The organism is Ruegeria sp. AB8, from assembly GCF_056542605.1.
The window spans coordinates 165,002-184,628 of the sequence record NZ_JBQGAB010000002.1; the positions used below are offsets into that span (position 1 = coordinate 165,002).

Sequence of the window (19,627 nt, forward strand, 5' to 3'; positions counted from 1 at the left end):
AGCTAAAGCACCCAGCCCCATATCATCTTGAGGTTGCCCAGAGAAAATCGTCTGACACGCCTTCGCTGTTGCATGGACCGACAGTGGCGTTCGGCCATGATCTGCCGTTCAATCTCAAACCCGCGCAAGGTGTGATCCTGAGACCATCTTCCGAGTTTCAGCGTCATCATGACGTGGTTGTCGCGGCTTGGCATTATTGCTCTCCATTTTTTCGTGATGTGCCAAGCATTGCAGCCCTCTCCTGACACCACCCTGTCAGTGGGGTGTGCTACTGTGTCAGCAGACCGTCAGGAGGATGCGATGGGCCGATCTACCCGTCTGTTTGAAATTATCCAGATCCTGCGCATGTCCGATGCACCGGTGACAGCGGATGCGCTGGCAGAGCAACTGGAAGTATCTGTTCGCACCGTGTACCGCGATATCGCGGCGCTGCAGGCGCAGCGGACGCCGATCGAAGGTGAGGCGGGCGTGGGCTACGTGATGCGCCGGGGGTATGATCTGCCGCCGCTGAACTTTGATGCGGAAGAGATTGAGGCGCTGTGGGTTGGGCTGTCAATGCTGGCCCGCACGGGTGACAGCACGCTGCAACAGGCCGCAGATCGCGTTTGCCGGAAAATCGAAGCGCTGCAGGTGCCAGCAGACTGGTTGCAGGTGGCGCCGTGGGGGGCGCCTCGGGACGATCCTGACAAAGGGTGTGTTCCGGTTGCCAGCTACCGCGAGGCAATCCGGGCGGAACAGAAACTCAAGCTGGTTTACGTCAATTCCGAAGACGAGCGTACGGAACGTGTCGTACGCCCGGTTGCGCTGATCTATCACATCGAATGCACGATGCTGGCGGCATGGTGCGAGTTGCGAAACGGCTTTCGACACTTTCGCACGGACCGTATCTGGGCGTGTGACGTTCTGGACGCGCATTTCTGCGGTCAGGGCCAGCCGCTGCGCGCCATCTGGCAGGAGAACAACAATTGGGATGCGTCATCAGCCCCTGTTTGACCGGCAGGTAATTGCCGATTTCACCGGAATGTTGCTTGAGGCTTCAACGGCCTGCCGTGATATACTGGCCCAAACAAATCAAACCCGATGAACGGGTTCATGAGCAGAGGGTAAATCCATGACGATTTCCAAGTTTGTTATTTCTGCCGGGCTGTGTTCGGCCCTTGTTCTTGGCGCATGTACCGACCCGGGTACGCTTTCAGTGCAAAGCGACCCCAATCAGAATGCAAAGCAGGGTGCCTTACTGGGCGGTTTGATCGGTGCAGGCGTCGGCGCTATTGCCAATGACTCGGATCCGCTTTTGGGTGCGCTGGCCGGTGGTGCCATTGGTGCCGCAGGTGGCGGCGTCATCGGCAATCAGCTTGATCGCCAGGCGGCGGAGCTGCGTCAGCAACTGGCCAATGACGGGATCACCATCGTCAATACAGGCGACCGCCTGATCGTCACCGTCCCCAATGACATCACCTTTGATACCGACAGCTCGACCGTGCGTCCAGGGCTGCGGTCCGATCTGGTGAAGGTGGGGCAGAATCTGGTCAACTACCCGAATTCGAATGTTCAGATTATCGGCCATACCGACAGCGACGGCGACGCCACCTATAATCAGGGCCTGTCCGAGCGGCGGGCCAATGCCGTGGCCGATGTCCTGCAGGCCAATGGCGTTAGCTATTCGCGCATCACTACAATCGGTCAGGGTGAAAACAATCCGGTCGCTTCGAACCTGACGCCGGATGGCAAAGCGCAGAACCGTCGGGTCGAGATTGTCGTCCTGCCCAGCGGCAACGCCTGATCGGATCCAACAACCGTGGACAGGGCACATGCTGTTGCCCTGTCCATGCGCACTGACTGTGCGTCAACAGGGCTATGGTCCCGGTCCATCCCCGTATAAGTTCCCGAAAACAACAAAGCGGAGTTCCCGATAATGTCCGAACCGACCCTTCTGGGCCTGTCTGGTTCGTTGCGCCAGAACGCGACAAACCGAAAGTTGCTGTGCGAGGCCGCGCGGTTGTTCGAGTCCGGCGCTTTCATCGAGGCCGACCTCAACCTGCCTCTGTATGACGGTGATCTGGAGGCGGGTGAGGGCATTCCCGCGTCGGTTCAGGTGCTGGCTGACCAGATTGCGCAGGCCCATGCGGTGATCATTTCGACCCCGGAATACAACAAGGGGCCGTCCGGCGTGCTGAAAAACGCGCTGGACTGGGTCAGCCGAACCAGTGGCAAACCATGGGCGGACAAGCCCGTTGCGGTGATGTCCGCCGCCGCTGGCCGGGCTGGCGGCGAACGCGCGCAGATGATGTTGCGCGCCTATATGGTGCCGTTTCAAACACGCATCCTGCAAGGTCCTGAAATCCATCTTGCCGACAGCTCGAACGCATTTGACGATCAGGGGCGGCTGATTAGCGAGCGCTATGAGAACCCGCTGCGGACGCTGATGCAGAAGCTGAAAGCCGAGGCCGGTTTCTGAGGTCAAGGCGCGGTACTTGTTCCGCAATGCCCTGGCGCGTAACGTGCGGGCATGTCAGATGAAACTCGGGCCGAAACACAGCAGGACATGATGGATCCCGCGCGCGCCGCTGCCTTGCAGGTGGCGCTCGGACAACCAGTTTCCGTTGCGGCGGGCGCACCGCTTCCGCCGTTTTTTCACCAGTTGTATTTCTGGTCACCGCTTCCGCCCGATGAGCTTGGCCGGGATGGGCACCCCAGGGTGGGCGGCGGCCTGATCCCGGATCTGGGCCTGCCACGCCGCATGTGGGCCGGAGGCCGGTTGCGGTTCCGCGCGCCCCTGGTCGCGGGCAAGCCAGCCCAGCGCCGGTCCTTTCTGGAAAGCGCCACGTCAAAAACTGGCCGGACCGGGCCACTGGGTTTTGTCACCTTGCGGCACGAGATCTGGCAGCGGGAAGATCTGTGTCTGACGGAATGGCAGGATCTTGTTTACCGTGAAGACCCTTCGGCTAATGCAATCAAGCCGAAGCCGCCAGTGGCCAGAACCGACCAAACGGATCGCCGAGAGGTTGGGTTTTCCTCAACTTTGTTGTTTCGGTATTCGGCACTGACATTCAATGGCCACCGGATCCACTATGATCTGGACTATGCGCGCGACGTTGAAGGCTATGAGGGGCTTGTTGTTCATGGACCGTTGCTGGCGCAGCATCTGATGCTGTTTGCTACCGATCTGATGGGGCCGCTGTCCGAGTTTTCGTTCCGCGCGTCCTCCCCACTCATGCACTTCGAAACGGCGGCCCTGTGCCGGAACGGTTGCGAGCTGTGGGTCGCGGGGCCGGACGGCCGGCAATGTATGCAGGCGGTTGCCACTCCGGTGTCAGAGTGAGGCTTCGGGTCTGAATCCCTCCGGTATCTGATCGCGGTTTTCCAGTATCAGATCGGCCATGACATCGGCCACTTTGGGGGCCATGCCGAATCCGATCTTGAAGCCGCCATTGGCAATGTACTGACCCCTGTGCATCGGATGTTCGCCCAGCATTGGTGCGCGGCTTTTGCTGCGGGGGCGGACCCCGGCCCAGCGTTCAATCACTTCGGTGCCGTGCAGAACGGGAACGGCGCGCGCGGCGCGGTCGATCACGTCATCTAGGGCGCTGTCGGTGCTGGAAGGGTCTTCATAGTCCCGCTCGGATGTCGATCCGATGGCCAGAGTGCCGTCCGCATGGGGCACGATGTGAATTGCATCAACAAAAAGCTGAGGCACCGTCCCTGCATCGAACCTAAGCAGGGCAGCCTGGCCCTTGACCCCATTGCCAACAGTTTTGCCATAGTGGCAGTTCAGTTCCTGCAGGCCCGCCAATCCGGTGGCGTGTACGACCCGACCCCGGTCGGGCGAGTCTGTGGCAATTTCGACCCCCATCACGGACAGGGCCGCAACCAGCGCGGCACAGGCCCGTCTGGGATGCATGCGCGCACTCAGCGTGTCGTGGATGACGTATCCCGTCGGGCTGGGTGGGCACCAGGCGCCAGCCTTGGCGGTTTCAACAACGCGCCATTCTGCCTGTCCCTGCCACAGTTCGAGGGCCGTTTTAGCGCGCTGATGCGCAAGATCCAGATTGCGCTGGTCAGCGATGGGTTGCAAGCGACCCAGACACGCATAACCGGGTGACACGCCACCTGTCACCTCGACCTGATTCCAGAACGCTTGGGCCATGATCAGGCTGTCGAACTGAAATGCCTTTTTGGCATTCCAGTTTTCCGGCACATGAGGTGCCAGTGCACCGACCAGACCACCGCTGGAGCCCGAGCCGGGACCAAAAGGATCGACTACCTGCACCTTTGCGCCGCGCCGCGCGCAGGTCCAGGCAATGGACAGGCCGAAAATACCCGCGCCACGCACTGTCACATCGACCATTGCCAATCCCCTTTTCCTTGTTCAGTGTCGCGCCGCCTAGCTACAGGATTCCCCGATGGCAGACCAGCGCGCCGCACTGACCTGGACGGACGAGCAGATCCCGATTTCGGACCGTTTCGACGATCCATATTACTCGCTCCAGAACGGGCTGGAAGAGACACGGCATGTGTTTCTGACGGGCAACGATCTGCCCGGTCGCTTCGCGCCGGGTTTCCGAATCGCCGAGCTTGGATTCGGAACCGGCCTGAACATGCTGACGGTCTGGTCCGCGTGGGAGGCATCGGGCCAAACGACGCCTCTGAGCTTCACCAGTTTCGAAGCCTTTCCGATGGATCCTGCAGACATGGCACGCGCACTGGCATGTTTCCCGGAGCTTCAACCCTGGAGCAGCCGGTTTCTGGCGCATTGGCAAGGTGGCGAATGCGATCTTGGCACACTGCACCTGAAAGTGATCGAAGGCGACGCGCGTGAAACCCTGCCCGCTTGGTCGGACATTGCGGACGCCTGGTTTCTGGACGGGTTTTCCCCGGCCAAGAACCCGGAGTTGTGGCAGTCGGACCTGATAAAGCAGGTCGCCGGTCACACTGTGGCTGGCGGAACAGTCGCGACATATACTGCGGCCGGTTTCGTGCGGCGTGCGTTGACCGAGGCCGGGTTTTCAGTCACGCGTTCGCCCGGATACGGGCGCAAACGGCACATGACACGGGCGATCAAAGAATGAGTCAGCAGAACAACGTGCGGGCCGGGATCGCCCTGATGGTCGCGGCCACAATCGTCTTTGCGTTGCAGGACGGGATTTCGCGTCATCTGGCCGGAACCTACAACACCTACATGGTCGTGATGATCCGGTATTGGTTCTTCGCGGCATTTGTCATCACCATCGCGGCCCGTGCACCCGGCGGGCTGAAGGCGGCAACACAAACCAGCCAGCTTGGGCTTCAGGTCATCCGGGGCGTGTTGCTGGCGGCCGAGATCTGTGTGGCCGTTTTCGGATTCACGGTTCTGGGGCTGATCGACAGCATGGCCGTTTTCATCTGTTATCCCCTGCTAGTGGCCGCGCTCAGCGGGCCGGTTCTGGGTGAAAAGGTGGGCTGGCGGCGCTGGTCTGCGATCGGGGTAGGATGCATCGGAGTCCTGATCATTCTCGAACCGGGTGTTGGCGTCTTCAACCCCTGGGCGGTCATTCCTTTGATTTCGGCCCTGATGTTTGCGGTCTATGGATTGCTGACCCGATACGTTGCCCGTCGCGACAGCACGGCCACCAGCTTTTTCTGGACGGGTGTCGTCGGGGCGGTGGCCATGACGCTGGTTGGCATGTGGTTCTGGGAACCGATGGCCCAGGCGGACTGGTTGTGGATGGCACTATTGTGCGTCAGCGGCGTGACAGGGCATTGGTTGCTGATCAAATGCTATGAAATGGCGGAAGCCAGCGCAGTTCAGCCCTTTGCCTATTTCCATCTGGTCTGGAGCGCATTGTTGGGCATTTCGATATTTGGCGAAACGCTGCGCCCAGCTGTTGTCGTGGGCGCGGCGCTTGTCGTGGCGGCAGGTCTGTTCACCCTATGGCGCGAAAGACGCCAGGGTTGAGCCGGTAAGTTCCTGCGAAAACGGAATGGGCAGGGCCGGCTTGCCCAGACGCGCGCGATAGACGGGCATGCTTTCCGCGACGCGCATGACATAGTTGCGCGTTTCGCTGAACGGGATGGTTTCGATCCAGTCGATGACGTCGACCTCTCCGGCGCGGGGATCGCCAAAGCGTTCCATCCACGAAATCGGACGCTTGGGTCCCGCGTTGTACCCGGCCGCCATCATGACCACGTTGCCGTTGAACTCGGCGGCCAGCCCGGACAGGTAGTTCGCCCCCAACTTGGCGTTGTATTGCCAGTCCGATGTGAGGCGTCCGGTCTGATGGCCGCTGAGGATACCCATCTCCTGCGCGACCAGCTTGGCGGTGGCTGGCATGACCTGCATCAAACCACGTGCGCCGGCTCCGCTGACCACGACCGGGTCAAACTCGCTTTCCCTGCGGGCAATGGCCAGGGTCATTTCCTTCGCCATGGGCAGGCCCATATCGGCCACCGGATGGACAGGGTAGTAGGCCGCAGGCAGAACCGATCCTGTTCTGGCGGCGCGCTTGGCGATCATGACTGCCAGATGTGGCTCCTTGAGTTCCAGCACCAGATCACCCAGTTGACCGGCCTCAACCGGATCGAGACCTTCCACCAGATGGGTCAGAAACTGTTCTGTCAGATTGTCTTCGCCGGCTCGCAGCAGCAGAAGCCCAGCTTCCAATACACTGGAATTCGCAAACCCGGCCTGTTTCCAATGCGGTGCACGGCGCGGGTTGGCAAGCTCGCTGTCAAACGGGCGCCCGATGCGCTCGGCAGCCAGCAGGCCATAGAAGGAAGTCTGGTAATCCGCGCCGATTGCGTAGGCGTCATAGGCCTTGTCCGCATCGCCCTGCGCCGCATGAGCCCGGCCCAGCCAATAGCCGCCGCGCCCTTTGGAAATTGGCGACTGAACTGCGGCCGAGAAATTCTGGAAATGGCGCACGGCCGTGTCCGGATCGTTCAGTTTGCGCAGCGCGAGGAACCCGGCGAGCCATTCCAGATCAGCGTAACCATAGCCCATTTCGGGTGTCATGTGATGGTTGGCCGCAACGTCATAAGCGCGTGCGATATTTCCGTTGCGCATCTCCAGCCGCGCCAGCCTGCGCCGACCTTCGGCCCATTTGTCCGGCTCGCCCAACGCCTGTGGGCTGGTCGAGCGTTCCAGCATCAAATCGATGGCGCTGTCGTCAAGTTCCTTGCCGTCCCGCCATACGAATCGGTCGAAGGCCAACCCGGCTGACGACGCCAGCGAGTCCGGCACTGCCGAAATCTTGGCATCCACACCGGGCTGACGTTTTTGCAGCGCGATTCTGGCTTCGGCCAATTTCCGTTCATCCGCACTGACCAGCGGCAACATCTGATCAGCGCTGACCAGATGCCCGTCCCAGAGCATACGGTCCAGCCGGGCCGCGTGATGCGGTTTCAGCAATTTGTCGAAGTTTTCCAGATAGTCCTTCTGCAAACCCGACCCCATGGGCATCGTGCGCCAGGCCATCACGATATCCGCCTCGGCATCGCCCCTGCGACCCTTGGCCATTAGGGCAACCGCGAAATTCAAGGCACCCTCGGCGGTTTGCGGCGGTGAGCCGTCGTAGAACTTCAAAACCCGGTCCGGGTCGGCCCCGGTGAACGAAGGTTCGCTTTTGCGGCGCAGCCACCCCAGTCCGGGCCAGTCCGACCGGCGGTCGAGAAACACAAGTACATCGCCCGAACTGCCAAAGCCGCTGCGCAACCAGTGCCAGACGATGATGTCACGAGACACCGACCCGCGCGTTCCTGCGACGCGCAGGGCCTCGTTCCAGTCGCCTTTGCGCATCTCGTTCAGCGCGGCGCGCAGGTCCGCGGCGGCATCCGCGCGCGCCTGAGCCGTCGAACAAAGAATCACGGTGATCAATACCGCCAGAAAACGTGTCATCCCTTGCATTTCCCAACCAACCAAGGATACAGCCATTCAGGATAAACCTTGCGCCGCCGGGATCAACTCACAAACCGAAGATTGTGATAAAGGGTGGCGCGTTCACAGCAAACTGTACGCTAAGGAGCGTTCCATGTTCAAAGGCTCGATGCCAGCACTCGTCACCCCGTTCCGAAACGGTGAGTTGGACCTGGACACGCTCAAACATCTGGTGGAATGGCAGATCCAGGAAGGTTCGACCGGGCTGGTGCCGGTGGGAACCACGGGCGAAAGCCCAACGCTCAGCCATGAAGAACACGAAGTGGTGGTGGAAGAGGTCGTCAAGGCCGCTGCCGGCCGCGTACCGGTCATCGCGGGTGCCGGATCCAACAACACCGTCGAAGCGATCCGGTTCGTACAGTTCGCCGAGAAGGTCGGCGCGGCTGCGGCTCTGGTTGTCACGCCGTATTACAACAAGCCGACCCAAAAGGGTCTGATTGCCCATTTCAGGGCGTTGCATGATTGCGCGGATATTCCGATTGTCATTTACAACATCCCGGGCCGCTCGGTGATCGACATGACACCGGTGACAATGGGCCAACTGGCACAGCTGCCGCGCATTGTCGGGGTGAAGGATGCAACCGGCGATCTGGCGCGGGTCAGCCAGCAGCGGGCAAGCTGCGGTACCGATTTCTGCCAATTGTCCGGGGAAGATGCGACCGCTCTTGGCTTCAACGCTCATGGCGGGGTCGGATGCATCTCGGTGACGGCAAACGTGGCCCCGCGCCTGTGCGCCGAATTCCAGCAGGCGACCCTTGCCGGTGACTACGCCAAGGCGCTGGCCTATCAGGACCGTCTAATGCCCCTGCACGAAGCGATCTTCATCGAACCCGGCCTTGTCGGCGCAAAATACGCGCTCAGCAAACTGAACCGTTGCAGTGAGGACGTGCGCTCGCCCCTGACCGGGCTGGACGGCAGCACAAAATCCGCCATCGACGCGGCAATGGCACACGCCGGACTTCTCTGAACGCGCTCGACACGAAAAAAGGGCGGCATTCACCGGGTGAAGCCGCCCTGTTTCTTTTCGGTAACCGGACTTCTTTTGTTCGAAAATCCCCCGGTGGTGGACTGAGCCTAAGGTTCAGGAGGGGGCTGGCCCCCTCGTTTCAACGCTTGCCGTAATACAGTCCGACCACATGCTCGGCCTGAGCGAAGAACAGCCAGCGTGATACGGCAACGCCAGCCAGGTGCGACAGCACGGCCAACAGCACAAAGAAATGGCTGAACGGCAATACCAGCAACACAACGGGGACAAGGAAGGCCAGCGTGAACGAAATGATCCGCAGCTTCTCGGCGTGTTTGCGTCCGACCACATACACGAATTCGCGCAACAGGTAGTTGGTCCCGGTATGCGGTGGTTCAAACGCCCGGACAGACCCTCTCGACCCAAGCCCGGTTGCGGTGCCCAGATCGGTCCCTGAAGCCGCAAGGGCTTTGTCGCCCCGCACCCAGTACAGAATCTGAACCAACCCGGCAATCATCAGCAGGGGACGGGCCAATCCCGTCTGTCCGGCCAGCAAGGCACCGCCGGCCAGGCTGAAGGTAAGAAACATGAGCGGGGTCAGTTTCATGTTCCAGCGTGGAATGGTCTTCAGCTGGGTATAGATCATCGAGGTGGTAAACACGGTCGCCAGTGAAAACAGCGCCCCCAATGCGCCCAGAACGCTCCAGCTCTGGCCCAGAAAGACCGCGCCAAAGGCATAGAGGCCCATAAGAACCAATGCGATGACCGCGCACCAGCCCTCACGCGACAGCCAGCTTGATCGCCACTGCGAAAAGGCTTTGAGCGCGCGTTCGGGGTGGCCCAGATGGAAGGTCGACGCCATCAGGCCGCCAACGGCCAGACCGTAAGCGATTGCGTAGAAAACAAAAGCCACCCAGCCGGTGACGTCCGGGCTGCCAAGGCCAAGAAAGAACAGCAGGCCAAAACCAAGGCCGGACAGCGTGGTGAAGATGATAACAGAAGGTGCCGGATGCATCAGAGCTTCTCCAGTGTTTTGTCGAGCCAGCCCAGAAAGCCCTTAGGTTCTTCGGCGACGGGTGCCAGAAGTGGTGCAAGGATGTCGATCTGGTCTTCGACGGTGTCCTTCGGGCGCGGCGGCAGGTATTTGTTGACGGGCTTGGTGCCCATTTCCGGCATCAGATCCATGCCATCCCGTTCGGCGACCAGTTTTGATACATCGCTGTTCGGGTCGCCCAGATCGCCGAAATGCCGGGCCCCGGCGGGGCAGGTACGCACACATGACGGGATGCGATCCACCTCGGGCAGGTTGTCGTTGTAAATCCGGTCGACGCAGAGGGTGCATTTTTTCATCACCCCTTCGGCCTGATCCAGTTCGCGGGCGCCGTAAGGGCAGGACCATGCACACAGGCCGCAACCGATGCAGTCGCTTTCATTGACCAGTACGATTCCATCCTCGACCCGTTTGTAGCTGGCTCCGGTCGGGCAGACGGTGACACAAGGCGCGTCTTCGCAGTGCAGGCAGGATTTGGGGAAGTGGATCAGTTGGGCGTGACCTTCGGCGGGCTGCACCTCATACGAGTGTACCCGGTTCAGGAAAGTCCCCGACGGGTTGCCGCCATAGGCATCCTGATCCGACAAAGGCGCGCCATAGTTTTCGGTGTTCCAGCCTTTGCAGGAAATCACGCAGGCGTGGCAGCCGACACAGGTGTCCAGGTCGATCACCAGACCCATCTTGCGCTCGGTTGACTGAGGGAGTTGGGTCATGTCATTGGATCTCCGCTGCCGGGGAGGGGGCCAGCCCCCTCTTGAGCCTGCGGCTCAATTCACCCCCGGGATATTTCTGGCCAGATGAAGTTTGGATCCCGGTCATTTGCCCACCTTCCATGCCAGATCGGTCGGTCCGGTTCCGACAGGTGACTTGATCGGTGGGAAGGCCGGCTGGCTTTCCGTCATTTCCTGCGGCGCGGCTGCTTTTTCGATTTTGACTTTCAGATCGAACCATGCGGCCTGCCCGGTGATTGGATCGGAGTTTGCCCAACGCAACCCGTCACCTTTCGGGGGCAAAAGCTCGTGGATCAGATGGTTCAGCAGGAAGCCCTTGGTGGCCTCGGGGGCGTCCTCCTGCAGGGCCCACGCGCCTTTGCGTTTGCCAATGGCGTTCCAGGTCCAGACAGTATTGTCGTTCAGCGCCGCCATTTCCATCACCGGCACGGTGATCTCACCGTGCGGAGACGTGACTTTGGCCCAGTCGCCGTCCGACAGGTTGTGTTCCCGCATCAGTTTGGTCGGAACATAGAGCGGGTTGCGTCCGTGCAACTGGCGCAGCCACGCATTCTGGGTACCCCAGCTGTGATACATTGCCATGGGCCGCTGGGTCAGGGCGTTGACGGTGAACCCCTCGTTCCCGGTCTGATCGGTTTCGTACCAGATCGGCAAAGGATCCATCGTGTCCTTGATGCGCTGGCGTAGATGATCGGGCGGTTGGCGCTCGCCATGCCCTTCGGCTGCCAGTTGGAATTTCCGCATCGGCTCGGAGTAGAGCTGGAACAGGTATGGTTGTGGACTGTCATAGAGACCCAGATTGACGGCCCAGTTCTGATAGGCGCTGTTCCAGGGTTTGTAGTACAGCGCCTCATTCGGGACATGTTCGATGTAGAACCCGCCATTTTCAATGTAGCGGTCCAACTGATCCGGGTTCACCTCGCCGCGCCCGGCCTGATCGCCGTTCTCGCCGCGGAAGCCGGCCAGCGGGCCGATGCCCGGCTTGCGCTGATGGTTGACCATATAGTCGGCGTAATCGGTGTACTTGGCGCCGCCGTCTTCGTCGGTAAAACCAGGCAGGCCCAGCTTGTTGGCAAGCTGGATCAGAACCGTCTGGAACCCGCGCACATCCCTGTCAGGCTCGATCACCGGCCAGCGGATGGCGTCTGCGGCGCCGTCCGCCTCGCAGATCGGGCGGTCAAGCAGCGAAATGCAATCGTGCCGCTCCAGATAGGTGGTGTCGGGCAGGATAAGGTCGGCATAGGCGACCATTTCCGAGGAATAGGCGTCGGAATAGATGATATGCGGGATCACATAGTCGCCGTTTTCATCCTTGTCAGTCAGCATGTCCATAACACCCTTGGTGTTCATGGTCGAGTTCCAGGACATGTTGGCCATGTACATGAACAGCGTGTCGATCTTGTAGGGATCGCCGGCATGTGCGTTTGAGATCACCATATGCATCAGTCCATGGCTGGACATCGGGTTTTCCCAGGTGAATGCCTTGTCGATCCGTGCCGCGCTGCCGTCGGCCTTCAGCGCCAGATCATCCGGACCGCGTACAAAGCCCAGATGCGGGCCGTCCAGCGGTGAGTTCGGTGTGACCTTGCAGTGTGGCGTCGGGTGTGCCTCGACCGGTTTGGGGTAGGGCGGTTTGAACCGGAAGCCGCCGGGCACCTCGACCGTGCCCAGAATGATCTGCAGCACATGCAGCGCCCGGCAGGTCTGGAATCCGTTGGCATGGGCCGAGACGCCGCGCATCGAGTGCATGGCGACGGGGCGGCCAATCATCTTGTCATGTTTCTCGCCCCGGAAATCGGTCCATTCCTGATCGATCTCGAAGGCCTCGTCAAAGGCGACGCGGGCGAGTTCCGCTGCAATGGCGCGGATACGCTTGGCGGGGATGCCGCACTTTTCGGCGATGGCTTCGGGGGCGTATTCCTCGCTGAGGTATTTCTCGGCCATCAGGTGGAAGACCGGGCGGTGGGTGACGCCGTCTTTTTCGTATGTGGCCGACAGGTCTGGGCGCACGCCGGGTTTGTCAAAGGCGGTAAGTTCGCCGGTTGCACGATCAATGACCAGCGGTTTGCCGTCTGTATCGCGCAGGAACAGACCCTGTTCCGGTCCGTCCGAGGCGTTTACCAGCACAGGCGCGTTGGTGTAGCGGCTGAGATAGTCCAGATCGATCTTGCCGGCCTTCATGAGCACATGGATCATCGACAGGATGAACAGGCCATCGGTGCCGGGCGTGATCCCGACCCAGTCGTCGGCAACAGCGTTATAGCCCGACCGGATCGGGTTCACGCCGATCACCCGCGCGCCGCGCGCCTTGATTTTGCCGATGCCCATCTTGATCGGGTTGCTGTCATGGTCTTCGGCCACGCCGAACAGCATGAACAGCTTGGTGTGATCCCAGTCGGGCTGTCCGAATTCCCAGAATGCGCCGCCCATCGTGTAGATGCCGCCAGCCGCCATGTTGACCGAGCAGAACCCGCCATGGGCTGCATAGTTACAGGTGCCGAAATTCTGCGCCCAGAAGCTGGTGAAGGATTGAGACTGGTCGCGGCCTGTGAAAAAGGCCAGCTTCTCGGGGTTGTCTTCGCGCAGGGGCTTCAGCCAGCCGACGGCGATGTCCAGCGCTTCGTCCCAACTGATTTCTTCGAATTCGCCCGAGCCGCGTGGCCCAACCCGTTTCAACGGTGCGCGCAGCCGTGACGGCGCGTTGACTTGCATGATCCCGGCACTGCCCTTGGCGCACAGAACGCCCTTGTTCACCGGGTGATCGCGGTTGCCTTCGATATAGGCGACCTTGCCGTCTTTCATGTGCACATTGATGCCGCAACGGCAGGCGCACATATAGCAGGTGGTCCGCCTGATCTCGTCCGAGACCTTGGGAGAAGTGTCTAGGATCGGCTGCTGATGCGTCATTGGCGGGTCCTGTCGGTTGTGTCGGGATGAACTTGTCACTTTCATTCCGAATTGAGAACACCGTTCTGTGAACGGCGCAAATATAAGTTCTATGTTCCGTCGGCCTGCAGGGCGGTCACGGCGATCATCTGGGTCACATCCTCGGCGCTGCAGCCGCGTGACAGGTCATTGGCCGGTTGGGCCAGCCCCTGCAAAACCGGGCCGATGGCAGAATACCCGCCAAGGCGCTGAGTGATCTTGTAGCTGATATTGCCCGCGTCGAGATTGGGGAAGATCATGACGTTGGCCTGACCGGCCACAGACGATCCGGGGGATTTGCGATCTCCGACTGATGGTACGAAGGCCGCATCGAACTGTAATTCGCCGTCGACCTCAAGATCTGGTGCCGTCTGCCGCAGGGTTTCGGTGGCTTCGATGACCTTGTCCACAGCGGCGTGTTTCGCACTGCCCTTGGTTGAAAAGCTGAGCATGGCGATTTTGGGATCAACACACAGCAATGCCCGTGCGGAGTTGGATGATGCGAGTGCGATCCTACTCAGCTCTGAAGCGCTGGGGTCGATCACAAGGCCGCAATCGGAATACAGCATCGCCCGTGCGCCCGGCATTGCGTTTTCTGGCGGGTACATCAGGAAGAATGAGGACACCATTCCCGCGTCCGGCGCCATGCCGATCACCTGAATGGCCGTCCGCACGATATCACTGGTGGTATGGACGGCGCCGCCGACCGTTCCGGTGGCGCGCCCGCTGCGAACCAGCATGGCGGCATAAACCAGAGGAGATTCGGCGGCTTTTCGGGCTTTGGCCTGATCCACGCCCTTGTGCTGGCGCAGTTCGAAATAGGTTTGGGCAAACTCTTCGGTCAGATCCGAAGTTGCAGGGTCGTGTATAGTCACACCATCTGATTCGGACGCGCCCAGGTCTTTCAGAGTGGCCTCGATGTCGGCGTGTACGCCGACCAGAATGACATCGGCCAGTTCAGCCGCATGGGCGGCAAGCGCCCCCGCAACAATGCGGGGATCACTGCCTTCGCATAAGGAAATTACAGGTCGGGTTGCCGGGGCGCGCTGACGCAACAGCTCGATGGGTGTCAGGGTCATGCGCTCCGGCTCCGTCCTGCAATTACACGATCTGTTCGCGCATGTCGTCCGCGGACACACCGGCAACGGCGACGGGTTTCTTCATCGCGTCACGGCGGAACGGTTCGCCCAGTTCCTGGTTGATCAAGGCTTCGATCAGGGTGGTGATGCCGTTCTTCTGATCTTCGATCGCCTGGTTCAGTGCTGCGGTCAGCTCGTCCTGGGTACGGGCAACGACGCCTTTCAGACCACAGGCCTGCGCGATTCCGGCGTAGGAGACCTTGGTGTCCAGTTCGGTGCCGACGAAGTTGTCGTCGAACCACAGGGTCGAGTTCCGCTTTTCCGCACCCCACTGGTAGTTGCGGAAGACGATCTGGGTCACGGCGGGCCATTCGTCACGACCGATGGCGGTCAGTTCGGTCACGGCAATGCCGAAGGCACCGTCGCCCGAGAAGCCAACGACCGGAGTGTCCGGGCAGCCGATTTTGGCGCCAATCACCGATGGCAGGCCATAGCCGCAGGGGCCGAACAGGCCGGGGGCCAGGTATTTGCGGCCTGCCTCAAACGACGGGTAGGCGTTGCCGATGGCGCAGTTGTTGCCGATGTCGGACGAGATGATCGCCTCTTTCGGCAGTGCGGCCTGAATGGCGCGCCACGCCATGCGCGGGCTCATCCAGTCGGGCTTGGCAGCACGGGCGCGTTCGTTCCAGGTGGTGCCCGGATCGTCCTGCTCGTGATCCATCGAGGTCAGTTCCTGCGCCCAGCGCGACTTGGTTTCCGCGATTTTCGCCTTGCGCGCGTCGCGTCCTTCGTCGCCTGCTGTGTCCGAAAGCTGCGCCAGAATATTGGTTGCAACGGTGGCCGCATCGCCCACGATGCCAACCGAGACCTTCTTGGTCAGGCCAATACGGTCGGGGTTGATGTCAACCTGGATGATCTTGGCGTTTGTGGGCCAGTATTCCATTCCATAGCCGGGCAGGGTCGAGAACGGGTTCAGACGGGTGCCAAGGCACAGAACAACGTCTGCTTCCTTGATCAGTTCCATACCCGCTTTCGAACCGTTGTAGCCCAGCGGGCCGGCAAACAGCGGATGCGATCCGGGGAAAGCGTCATTGTGCTGGTATCCAACGCAAACCGGCGCGTCCAGACGCTCGGCCAATGCCTTGGATGCCTCGATTCCGCCCTTGGACAGAACAGTACCGGCGCCGTTCAGGATGACCGGGTTCTTGGCTTCCGACAGCAGCGCGGCGGCTTCGGTGACTGCGGATGCGCCGCCCGACGGCAGTTCGAATTCGACGACGGCGGGCAGGTCGATATCAACAACCTGGGTGAAGAAGTCGCGCGGTACGTTGATCTGTGCCGGTGCCGAGGCGCGCTTGGCTTTGGTGATCACGCGGCTCAGGACTTCGGCCATCCGCGAGGGGTCGCGCACTTCTTCCTGATAGCAGACGCAGTCCGCGAACATGCGCATCTGTTCCATTTCCTGGAAGCCGCCCTGACCCATGGTCTTGTTCGCGGCCTGCGGGGTGACCAGCAGCAGCGGGGTGTGGTTCCAGTAGGCGGTTTTGACGGCGGTGACAAAGTTGGTGATGCCGGGGCCGTTCTGCGCGATCATCATCGACATCTTGCCGGTGGCGCGGGTATAGCCGTCGGCCATCATGCCGCCCGAGCCTTCGTGTGCGCAATCCCAGAAAGTGATGCCAGCTTTTCCAAAAATGTCGGAGATCGGCATCATAGCCGACCCGATGATCCCGAACGCGTGTTCGATTCCGTGCATTTGCAGGACCTTAACAAAGGCCTCTTCCGTGGTCATTTTCATGTGTGCGCTCTCCAAGCAAAGGTGGAACGGGCCAGGCACCTTGCCTTGCCTTTGCATATGGTTTTGGCGCAAGGGTGGCAGCTGCGTTAGGGCCAGAACGCGCGGCGGAATATGTCCAGAGTCGGGCCGGATCGCTCGCCAAAAAAAGGTACCGCCGGTCCCCTGTCGCGCCGTTGGCGTCCTTGGGGCGTTGGAGATACAGGGGGATTCTGTTTGAAAGCCGGGCGTCCTAATACGCGCGGATTGCGTCGGCAATCAACTTGATGCCCGGGGCTATGCGATCCGAAGTGATTGACGAATATCCGAGGCGGTAAAAGTTCCGCGGGCGGTCCGGTCCGGAAAAGAATGGTTCGCCCGGTTCGATATGCACGCTCTGGCTTTGGAGGTTGCGCGAAAGCTGTGTCGCATCCAAATGGTCGGGTGCCGACATCCATATCGATGATCCGCCCAACATACCGCGACCGGCGACCGTCAGGCCGTATTGTTCAACGGCTTTCTCAAGGGCATCCCGCCTTTGGGCAAGCGCGTTCGACATGCGTCGGATCTGCGCGTCGTAGTGGCCGAGCGACAAGAAATAGGCGGCCGTGCGTTGGATATGGCCGGGCGGGTGGCGCAGAACCAGGGATCTCAGGGCGCGGGCTTCGCGAATGAAGGGCTCGGACCCGACCATGTAGCCCAGGCGCAAACCGGGAAACAAAGATTTCGAGAAGCTGCCGACATAGATCACACGCCCGTCCCGGTCCATGGATTTCAAAGCGGGTGAAGGTGCGCCCAGAAAGGACATCTCGAATTCGTAATCGTCTTCGACGATCATCGCGTTTAATTGGCGCGCCCTGTTCAGCAGTTCGCCCCTTCGGGACACCGGCATGGTCGCGGTGGTCGGGCTTTGGTGACTTGGCGTGGTGAAGATGACGTCCGTATCGTCGGGGATGATGTCCGGCGAAAGGCCGTCCCGGTCGACCTTCAGCGGTGTGAGCTGACACTCGGAGTGGCTCAACAGTTCGCGGAGGGCGTAATAGCAGGGGTCCTCGATCGCCGCCTTGCGTGTTTTGTTCAGCAGTATACGCGAGGCCAGCCAAAGCGCGTTCTGGGCACCCAGCGTGATCAGAATCTCTTCTGGGCGCGCCGCGATTCCCCGGCGCGGCAAGGTATGACGGGCGATGAACTCGATAAGCAGGGGATCATCCTGATCCACATAGTCGCCGGTCAGCGAGGCAAAATCCTTGTGACCCAGCGCCCGCACGGCGCACAGACGCCAGTTTGCATGATCGAAAAGGGTTCGGTCTGCCTGGCCGTAGATGAATGGATACCGGTAGTCGCGCCAGTCGCTGGGCTTGGGAAGGACATCGCCTTCGGAGAACCGGCGTGCCAGCGCGGTATTCCAGTCAACGTTTTCAGCCCCACGCTGAACCGGAGTGTATTTTGGCGGCACCGGCGCGTTGTTTGAGACGTAATACCCGGACCGCCCTTTTGCAGTCAGGTAGTCATTTGCCAGAAGCTCGGTGTAGGCCAAAGTCACCGTGATCCGGCTGACACCCAGATGCGCGGCCAGTTTGCGGGAAGAGGGCAGTTTTTCCCCGACGTGAAACCGCCCTGACAAGATGCCTTCGGCAATCATCTGCTGGATTTGCGCCTGCAGCGTGCCCTGTCCGTTCAGCTCAAGAAAGAATGTGTCGACCGATATCCCCATAGGGCCTTATAGAGTGGACTTAATCGCGGGGCAATCTGGACTTAACCTCTATTGGTACGATTAGGCAAAAATCTGTTGACACGAAGAAACTATAAACCTAAATAACTAGAAAATTAGTTTAATAGAGGTGATGAAAATGTGGGAAACCGCTGCTGCAGGGTTTTCAGCCATGGGGTCCGAGGCCCGGCTGAAAGTTCTTAAGACCCTGGTCCGCGCCGGGCAGGCGGGCCTGACCGTGGGCGAAATCCAAAGTCGCACGGGCATTGCGCCATCGACGTTGGCCCATCATCTGCGGTTCCTTGCCGCTGGTGGTGTCGTGGAACAGGAAAAGATCGGGCGCACCACGATTAACCGCGCCTGTTTCGATGAGCTTCGGGATCTTGCCCAGTTCATTCTGAGTGAGTGCTGCATGGACGAAGTGGGAAAGGCCGCGAACGATGGCTGAGCTGACACAAAATCCGAAGGTACCGGCCAGATCCGTCGCCGATCTGATTAAAACGCCCTGGACAGTGATCGTGGCGCTTCTTGCAGCCGTCGCTTTTCTGGATCCCGGAAACTGGACCGAGGTGGTGACGTTTGCCGGCAAGGCGCTGGCCCATACCGGTCAATACATCCTGTTTGCCGTGTTGCTGCTGTCCTATCTCAAGGCAACAGGGGCCGAGGTCATGGTGGCACGGGCCTTTGAGGGGCGCGAGACACGAATGATCTTTCTGGCCGCCTTGTTTGGTGGCCTGGCTCCGTTCTGCTCCTGCGAGGTCATCCCGTTTATCGCCGGACTTCTGGCCCTGGGCGCGCCTTTGTCGGCCGTTATGGCCTTCTGGCTCAGCTCACCCCTGATCGATCCGCCAACGCTGTTGATCACGGCCGGGGCACTGGGGTGGCCGTTTGCCGTAGGCAAAGCCGTTGCGGCAGTGGCGCTTGGGCTGTTCGGCGGGTTCGTGGTGCGTGCCCTGATGCGCAACGGCGCCTTCTCGCAGCCTCTGCGTGAATACAAACCCGCCGGTTGCTGCGGCTGCGGCCCGAAGAAGGACGACAAACCGGTCTGGCGTTTCTGGCAGGATCCCGATCGCCGCGTGCGCTTCCGGTCCGAGTTTGTGCACAATGGTGTTTTCCTGCTCAAATGGCTTGCGCTGGCCTATGTGCTCGAGGCGCTTCTGGTCAGCTACGTACCTGCTGACATGATCGCCCGGGTTGTCGGCGGGGACGGTGTTCTGCCGATCGTGATCGCGGCGCTGGTTGGTATGCCTGCCTATCTGAATTCCTACGTCGCACCGCCGTTGCTGGCTGGCCTGACCGAGCAGGGGATGAGCGCGGGTGCCGCCATGTCCTTCATGATCGCAGGCGCGGTCAGTTCGATCCCGGCGATGGCAGCGGTTTGGTCGCTGGTCAAACCCCGTGTCTTCGCAACCTATCTGGGTCTGGGGATCAGCGGTGCAATCATCGCCGGAATACTGTTCCAGATGATCTGAAAATGAAA

At 60.5% G+C, this 19,627-nt stretch carries 18 protein-coding genes; 9 read left to right on the top strand and 9 right to left on the bottom strand.

Going from position 1 to position 19,627, the window contains the following annotated elements; all coding sequences use genetic code 11:
• Positions 1-2: 2 nt before the first annotated feature.
• A complete protein-coding gene (locus ACR0CG_RS02920) occupies positions 3-194 on the bottom strand; it encodes a hypothetical protein (protein ID WP_170679485.1) in 192 nt (63 codons plus the stop codon).
• A gap of 106 nt (positions 195-300) precedes the next feature.
• Between ACR0CG_RS02920 and ACR0CG_RS02925 the strand changes: the two genes are divergently transcribed.
• From ACR0CG_RS02925 to ACR0CG_RS02940, 4 genes are all read left to right on the top strand, one after another.
• On the top strand, positions 301-993 hold the full coding sequence (locus ACR0CG_RS02925; protein WP_480522787.1) for a helix-turn-helix transcriptional regulator: 693 nt from the start codon (positions 301-303) through the stop codon (positions 991-993).
• 118 nt (positions 994-1,111) lie between these two features.
• Positions 1,112-1,783, top strand: a complete 672-nt coding sequence (locus ACR0CG_RS02930; RefSeq protein WP_480522788.1) for a YiaD family glycine zipper/OmpA-like lipoprotein — start codon at positions 1,112-1,114, stop codon at positions 1,781-1,783.
• A gap of 132 nt (positions 1,784-1,915) precedes the next feature.
• Positions 1,916-2,458 (top strand): NADPH-dependent FMN reductase, encoded by a 543-nt coding sequence (locus ACR0CG_RS02935; protein WP_480522789.1) that lies wholly within the window; start codon positions 1,916-1,918, stop codon positions 2,456-2,458.
• 51 nt (positions 2,459-2,509) lie between these two features.
• Positions 2,510-3,322, top strand: a complete 813-nt coding sequence (locus ACR0CG_RS02940; protein ID WP_480522790.1) for an HTD2 family dehydratase — start codon at positions 2,510-2,512, stop codon at positions 3,320-3,322.
• Here ACR0CG_RS02940 and ACR0CG_RS02945 read toward each other — a convergent pair.
• Positions 3,314-4,348: an NAD(P)/FAD-dependent oxidoreductase gene (locus tag ACR0CG_RS02945; protein WP_480522791.1), complete on the bottom strand. Its 1,035-nt coding sequence runs from the start codon at positions 4,346-4,348 to the stop codon at positions 3,314-3,316. The two genes, ACR0CG_RS02940 and ACR0CG_RS02945, sit on opposite strands and share 9 nt — an antisense overlap.
• Before the next feature lie 55 nt (positions 4,349-4,403).
• Here ACR0CG_RS02945 and mnmC2 point away from each other — a divergent pair, with 55 nt between their 5' ends.
• The gene (mnmC2, locus tag ACR0CG_RS02950; protein WP_480522792.1) at positions 4,404-5,069 is read left to right on the top strand and encodes a tRNA (5-methylaminomethyl-2-thiouridine)(34)-methyltransferase MnmC2; all 666 of its coding nucleotides are present in this window, start codon (positions 4,404-4,406) and stop codon (positions 5,067-5,069) included.
• The gene (locus tag ACR0CG_RS02955; RefSeq protein WP_170614282.1) at positions 5,066-5,935 is read left to right on the top strand and encodes a DMT family transporter; all 870 of its coding nucleotides are present in this window, start codon (positions 5,066-5,068) and stop codon (positions 5,933-5,935) included. The genes mnmC2 and ACR0CG_RS02955 overlap by 4 nt, the downstream gene beginning before the upstream one ends.
• Here the strand turns inward: ACR0CG_RS02955 and ACR0CG_RS02960 are convergent.
• Positions 5,909-7,873 (bottom strand): lytic transglycosylase domain-containing protein, encoded by a 1,965-nt coding sequence (locus ACR0CG_RS02960; RefSeq protein ID WP_480522793.1) that lies wholly within the window; start codon positions 7,871-7,873, stop codon positions 5,909-5,911. The genes ACR0CG_RS02955 and ACR0CG_RS02960 overlap by 27 nt on opposite strands.
• 133 nt (positions 7,874-8,006) lie before the next feature.
• Here ACR0CG_RS02960 and dapA point away from each other — a divergent pair, with 133 nt between their 5' ends.
• The gene (gene dapA / locus ACR0CG_RS02965) at positions 8,007-8,879 is read left to right on the top strand and encodes a 4-hydroxy-tetrahydrodipicolinate synthase (RefSeq protein WP_480522794.1); all 873 of its coding nucleotides are present in this window, start codon (positions 8,007-8,009) and stop codon (positions 8,877-8,879) included.
• Between the two features lie 139 nt (positions 8,880-9,018).
• Here the strand turns inward: dapA and ACR0CG_RS02970 are convergent, their stop codons facing one another.
• The 6 genes from ACR0CG_RS02970 to pdxR form a co-directional block, all read right to left on the bottom strand.
• The gene (locus ACR0CG_RS02970) at positions 9,019-9,891 is read right to left on the bottom strand and encodes a dimethyl sulfoxide reductase anchor subunit family protein (RefSeq protein WP_480522795.1); all 873 of its coding nucleotides are present in this window, start codon (positions 9,889-9,891) and stop codon (positions 9,019-9,021) included.
• Positions 9,891-10,640 (bottom strand): 4Fe-4S dicluster domain-containing protein, encoded by a 750-nt coding sequence (locus ACR0CG_RS02975; protein WP_480522796.1) that lies wholly within the window; start codon positions 10,638-10,640, stop codon positions 9,891-9,893. Before ACR0CG_RS02975 ends, ACR0CG_RS02970 begins: the two co-directional genes overlap by 1 nt.
• 102 nt (positions 10,641-10,742) lie before the next feature.
• Positions 10,743-13,565, bottom strand: a complete 2,823-nt coding sequence (locus ACR0CG_RS02980) for a molybdopterin oxidoreductase family protein (RefSeq protein WP_480522797.1) — start codon at positions 13,563-13,565, stop codon at positions 10,743-10,745.
• Between the two features lie 89 nt (positions 13,566-13,654).
• Entirely contained in the window at positions 13,655-14,662 is a 1,008-nt protein-coding gene (pta, locus tag ACR0CG_RS02985; protein WP_480522798.1) for a phosphate acetyltransferase, read from the bottom strand.
• 22 nt (positions 14,663-14,684) lie between these two features.
• Positions 14,685-16,460 carry a sulfoacetaldehyde acetyltransferase gene (xsc, locus tag ACR0CG_RS02990; protein WP_170614289.1) on the bottom strand — a complete coding sequence of 592 codons (1,776 nt, stop codon included), beginning with the start codon at positions 16,458-16,460 and terminating at the stop codon, positions 14,685-14,687.
• A 229-nt stretch (positions 16,461-16,689) separates the two neighbouring features.
• A complete protein-coding gene (gene pdxR / locus ACR0CG_RS02995) occupies positions 16,690-18,150 on the bottom strand; it encodes a MocR-like pyridoxine biosynthesis transcription factor PdxR (protein WP_480522799.1) in 1,461 nt (486 codons plus the stop codon).
• Positions 18,151-18,286: 136 nt separating this feature from the next.
• Here pdxR and ACR0CG_RS03000 point away from each other — a divergent pair, with 136 nt between their 5' ends.
• On the top strand, positions 18,287-18,595 hold the full coding sequence (locus tag ACR0CG_RS03000) for an ArsR/SmtB family transcription factor (RefSeq protein ID WP_170807456.1): 309 nt from the start codon (positions 18,287-18,289) through the stop codon (positions 18,593-18,595).
• Positions 18,588-19,619 (top strand): permease, encoded by a 1,032-nt coding sequence (locus ACR0CG_RS03005; protein ID WP_480522800.1) that lies wholly within the window; start codon positions 18,588-18,590, stop codon positions 19,617-19,619. The genes ACR0CG_RS03000 and ACR0CG_RS03005 overlap by 8 nt, the downstream gene beginning before the upstream one ends.
• Positions 19,620-19,627 lie beyond the last annotated feature (8 nt).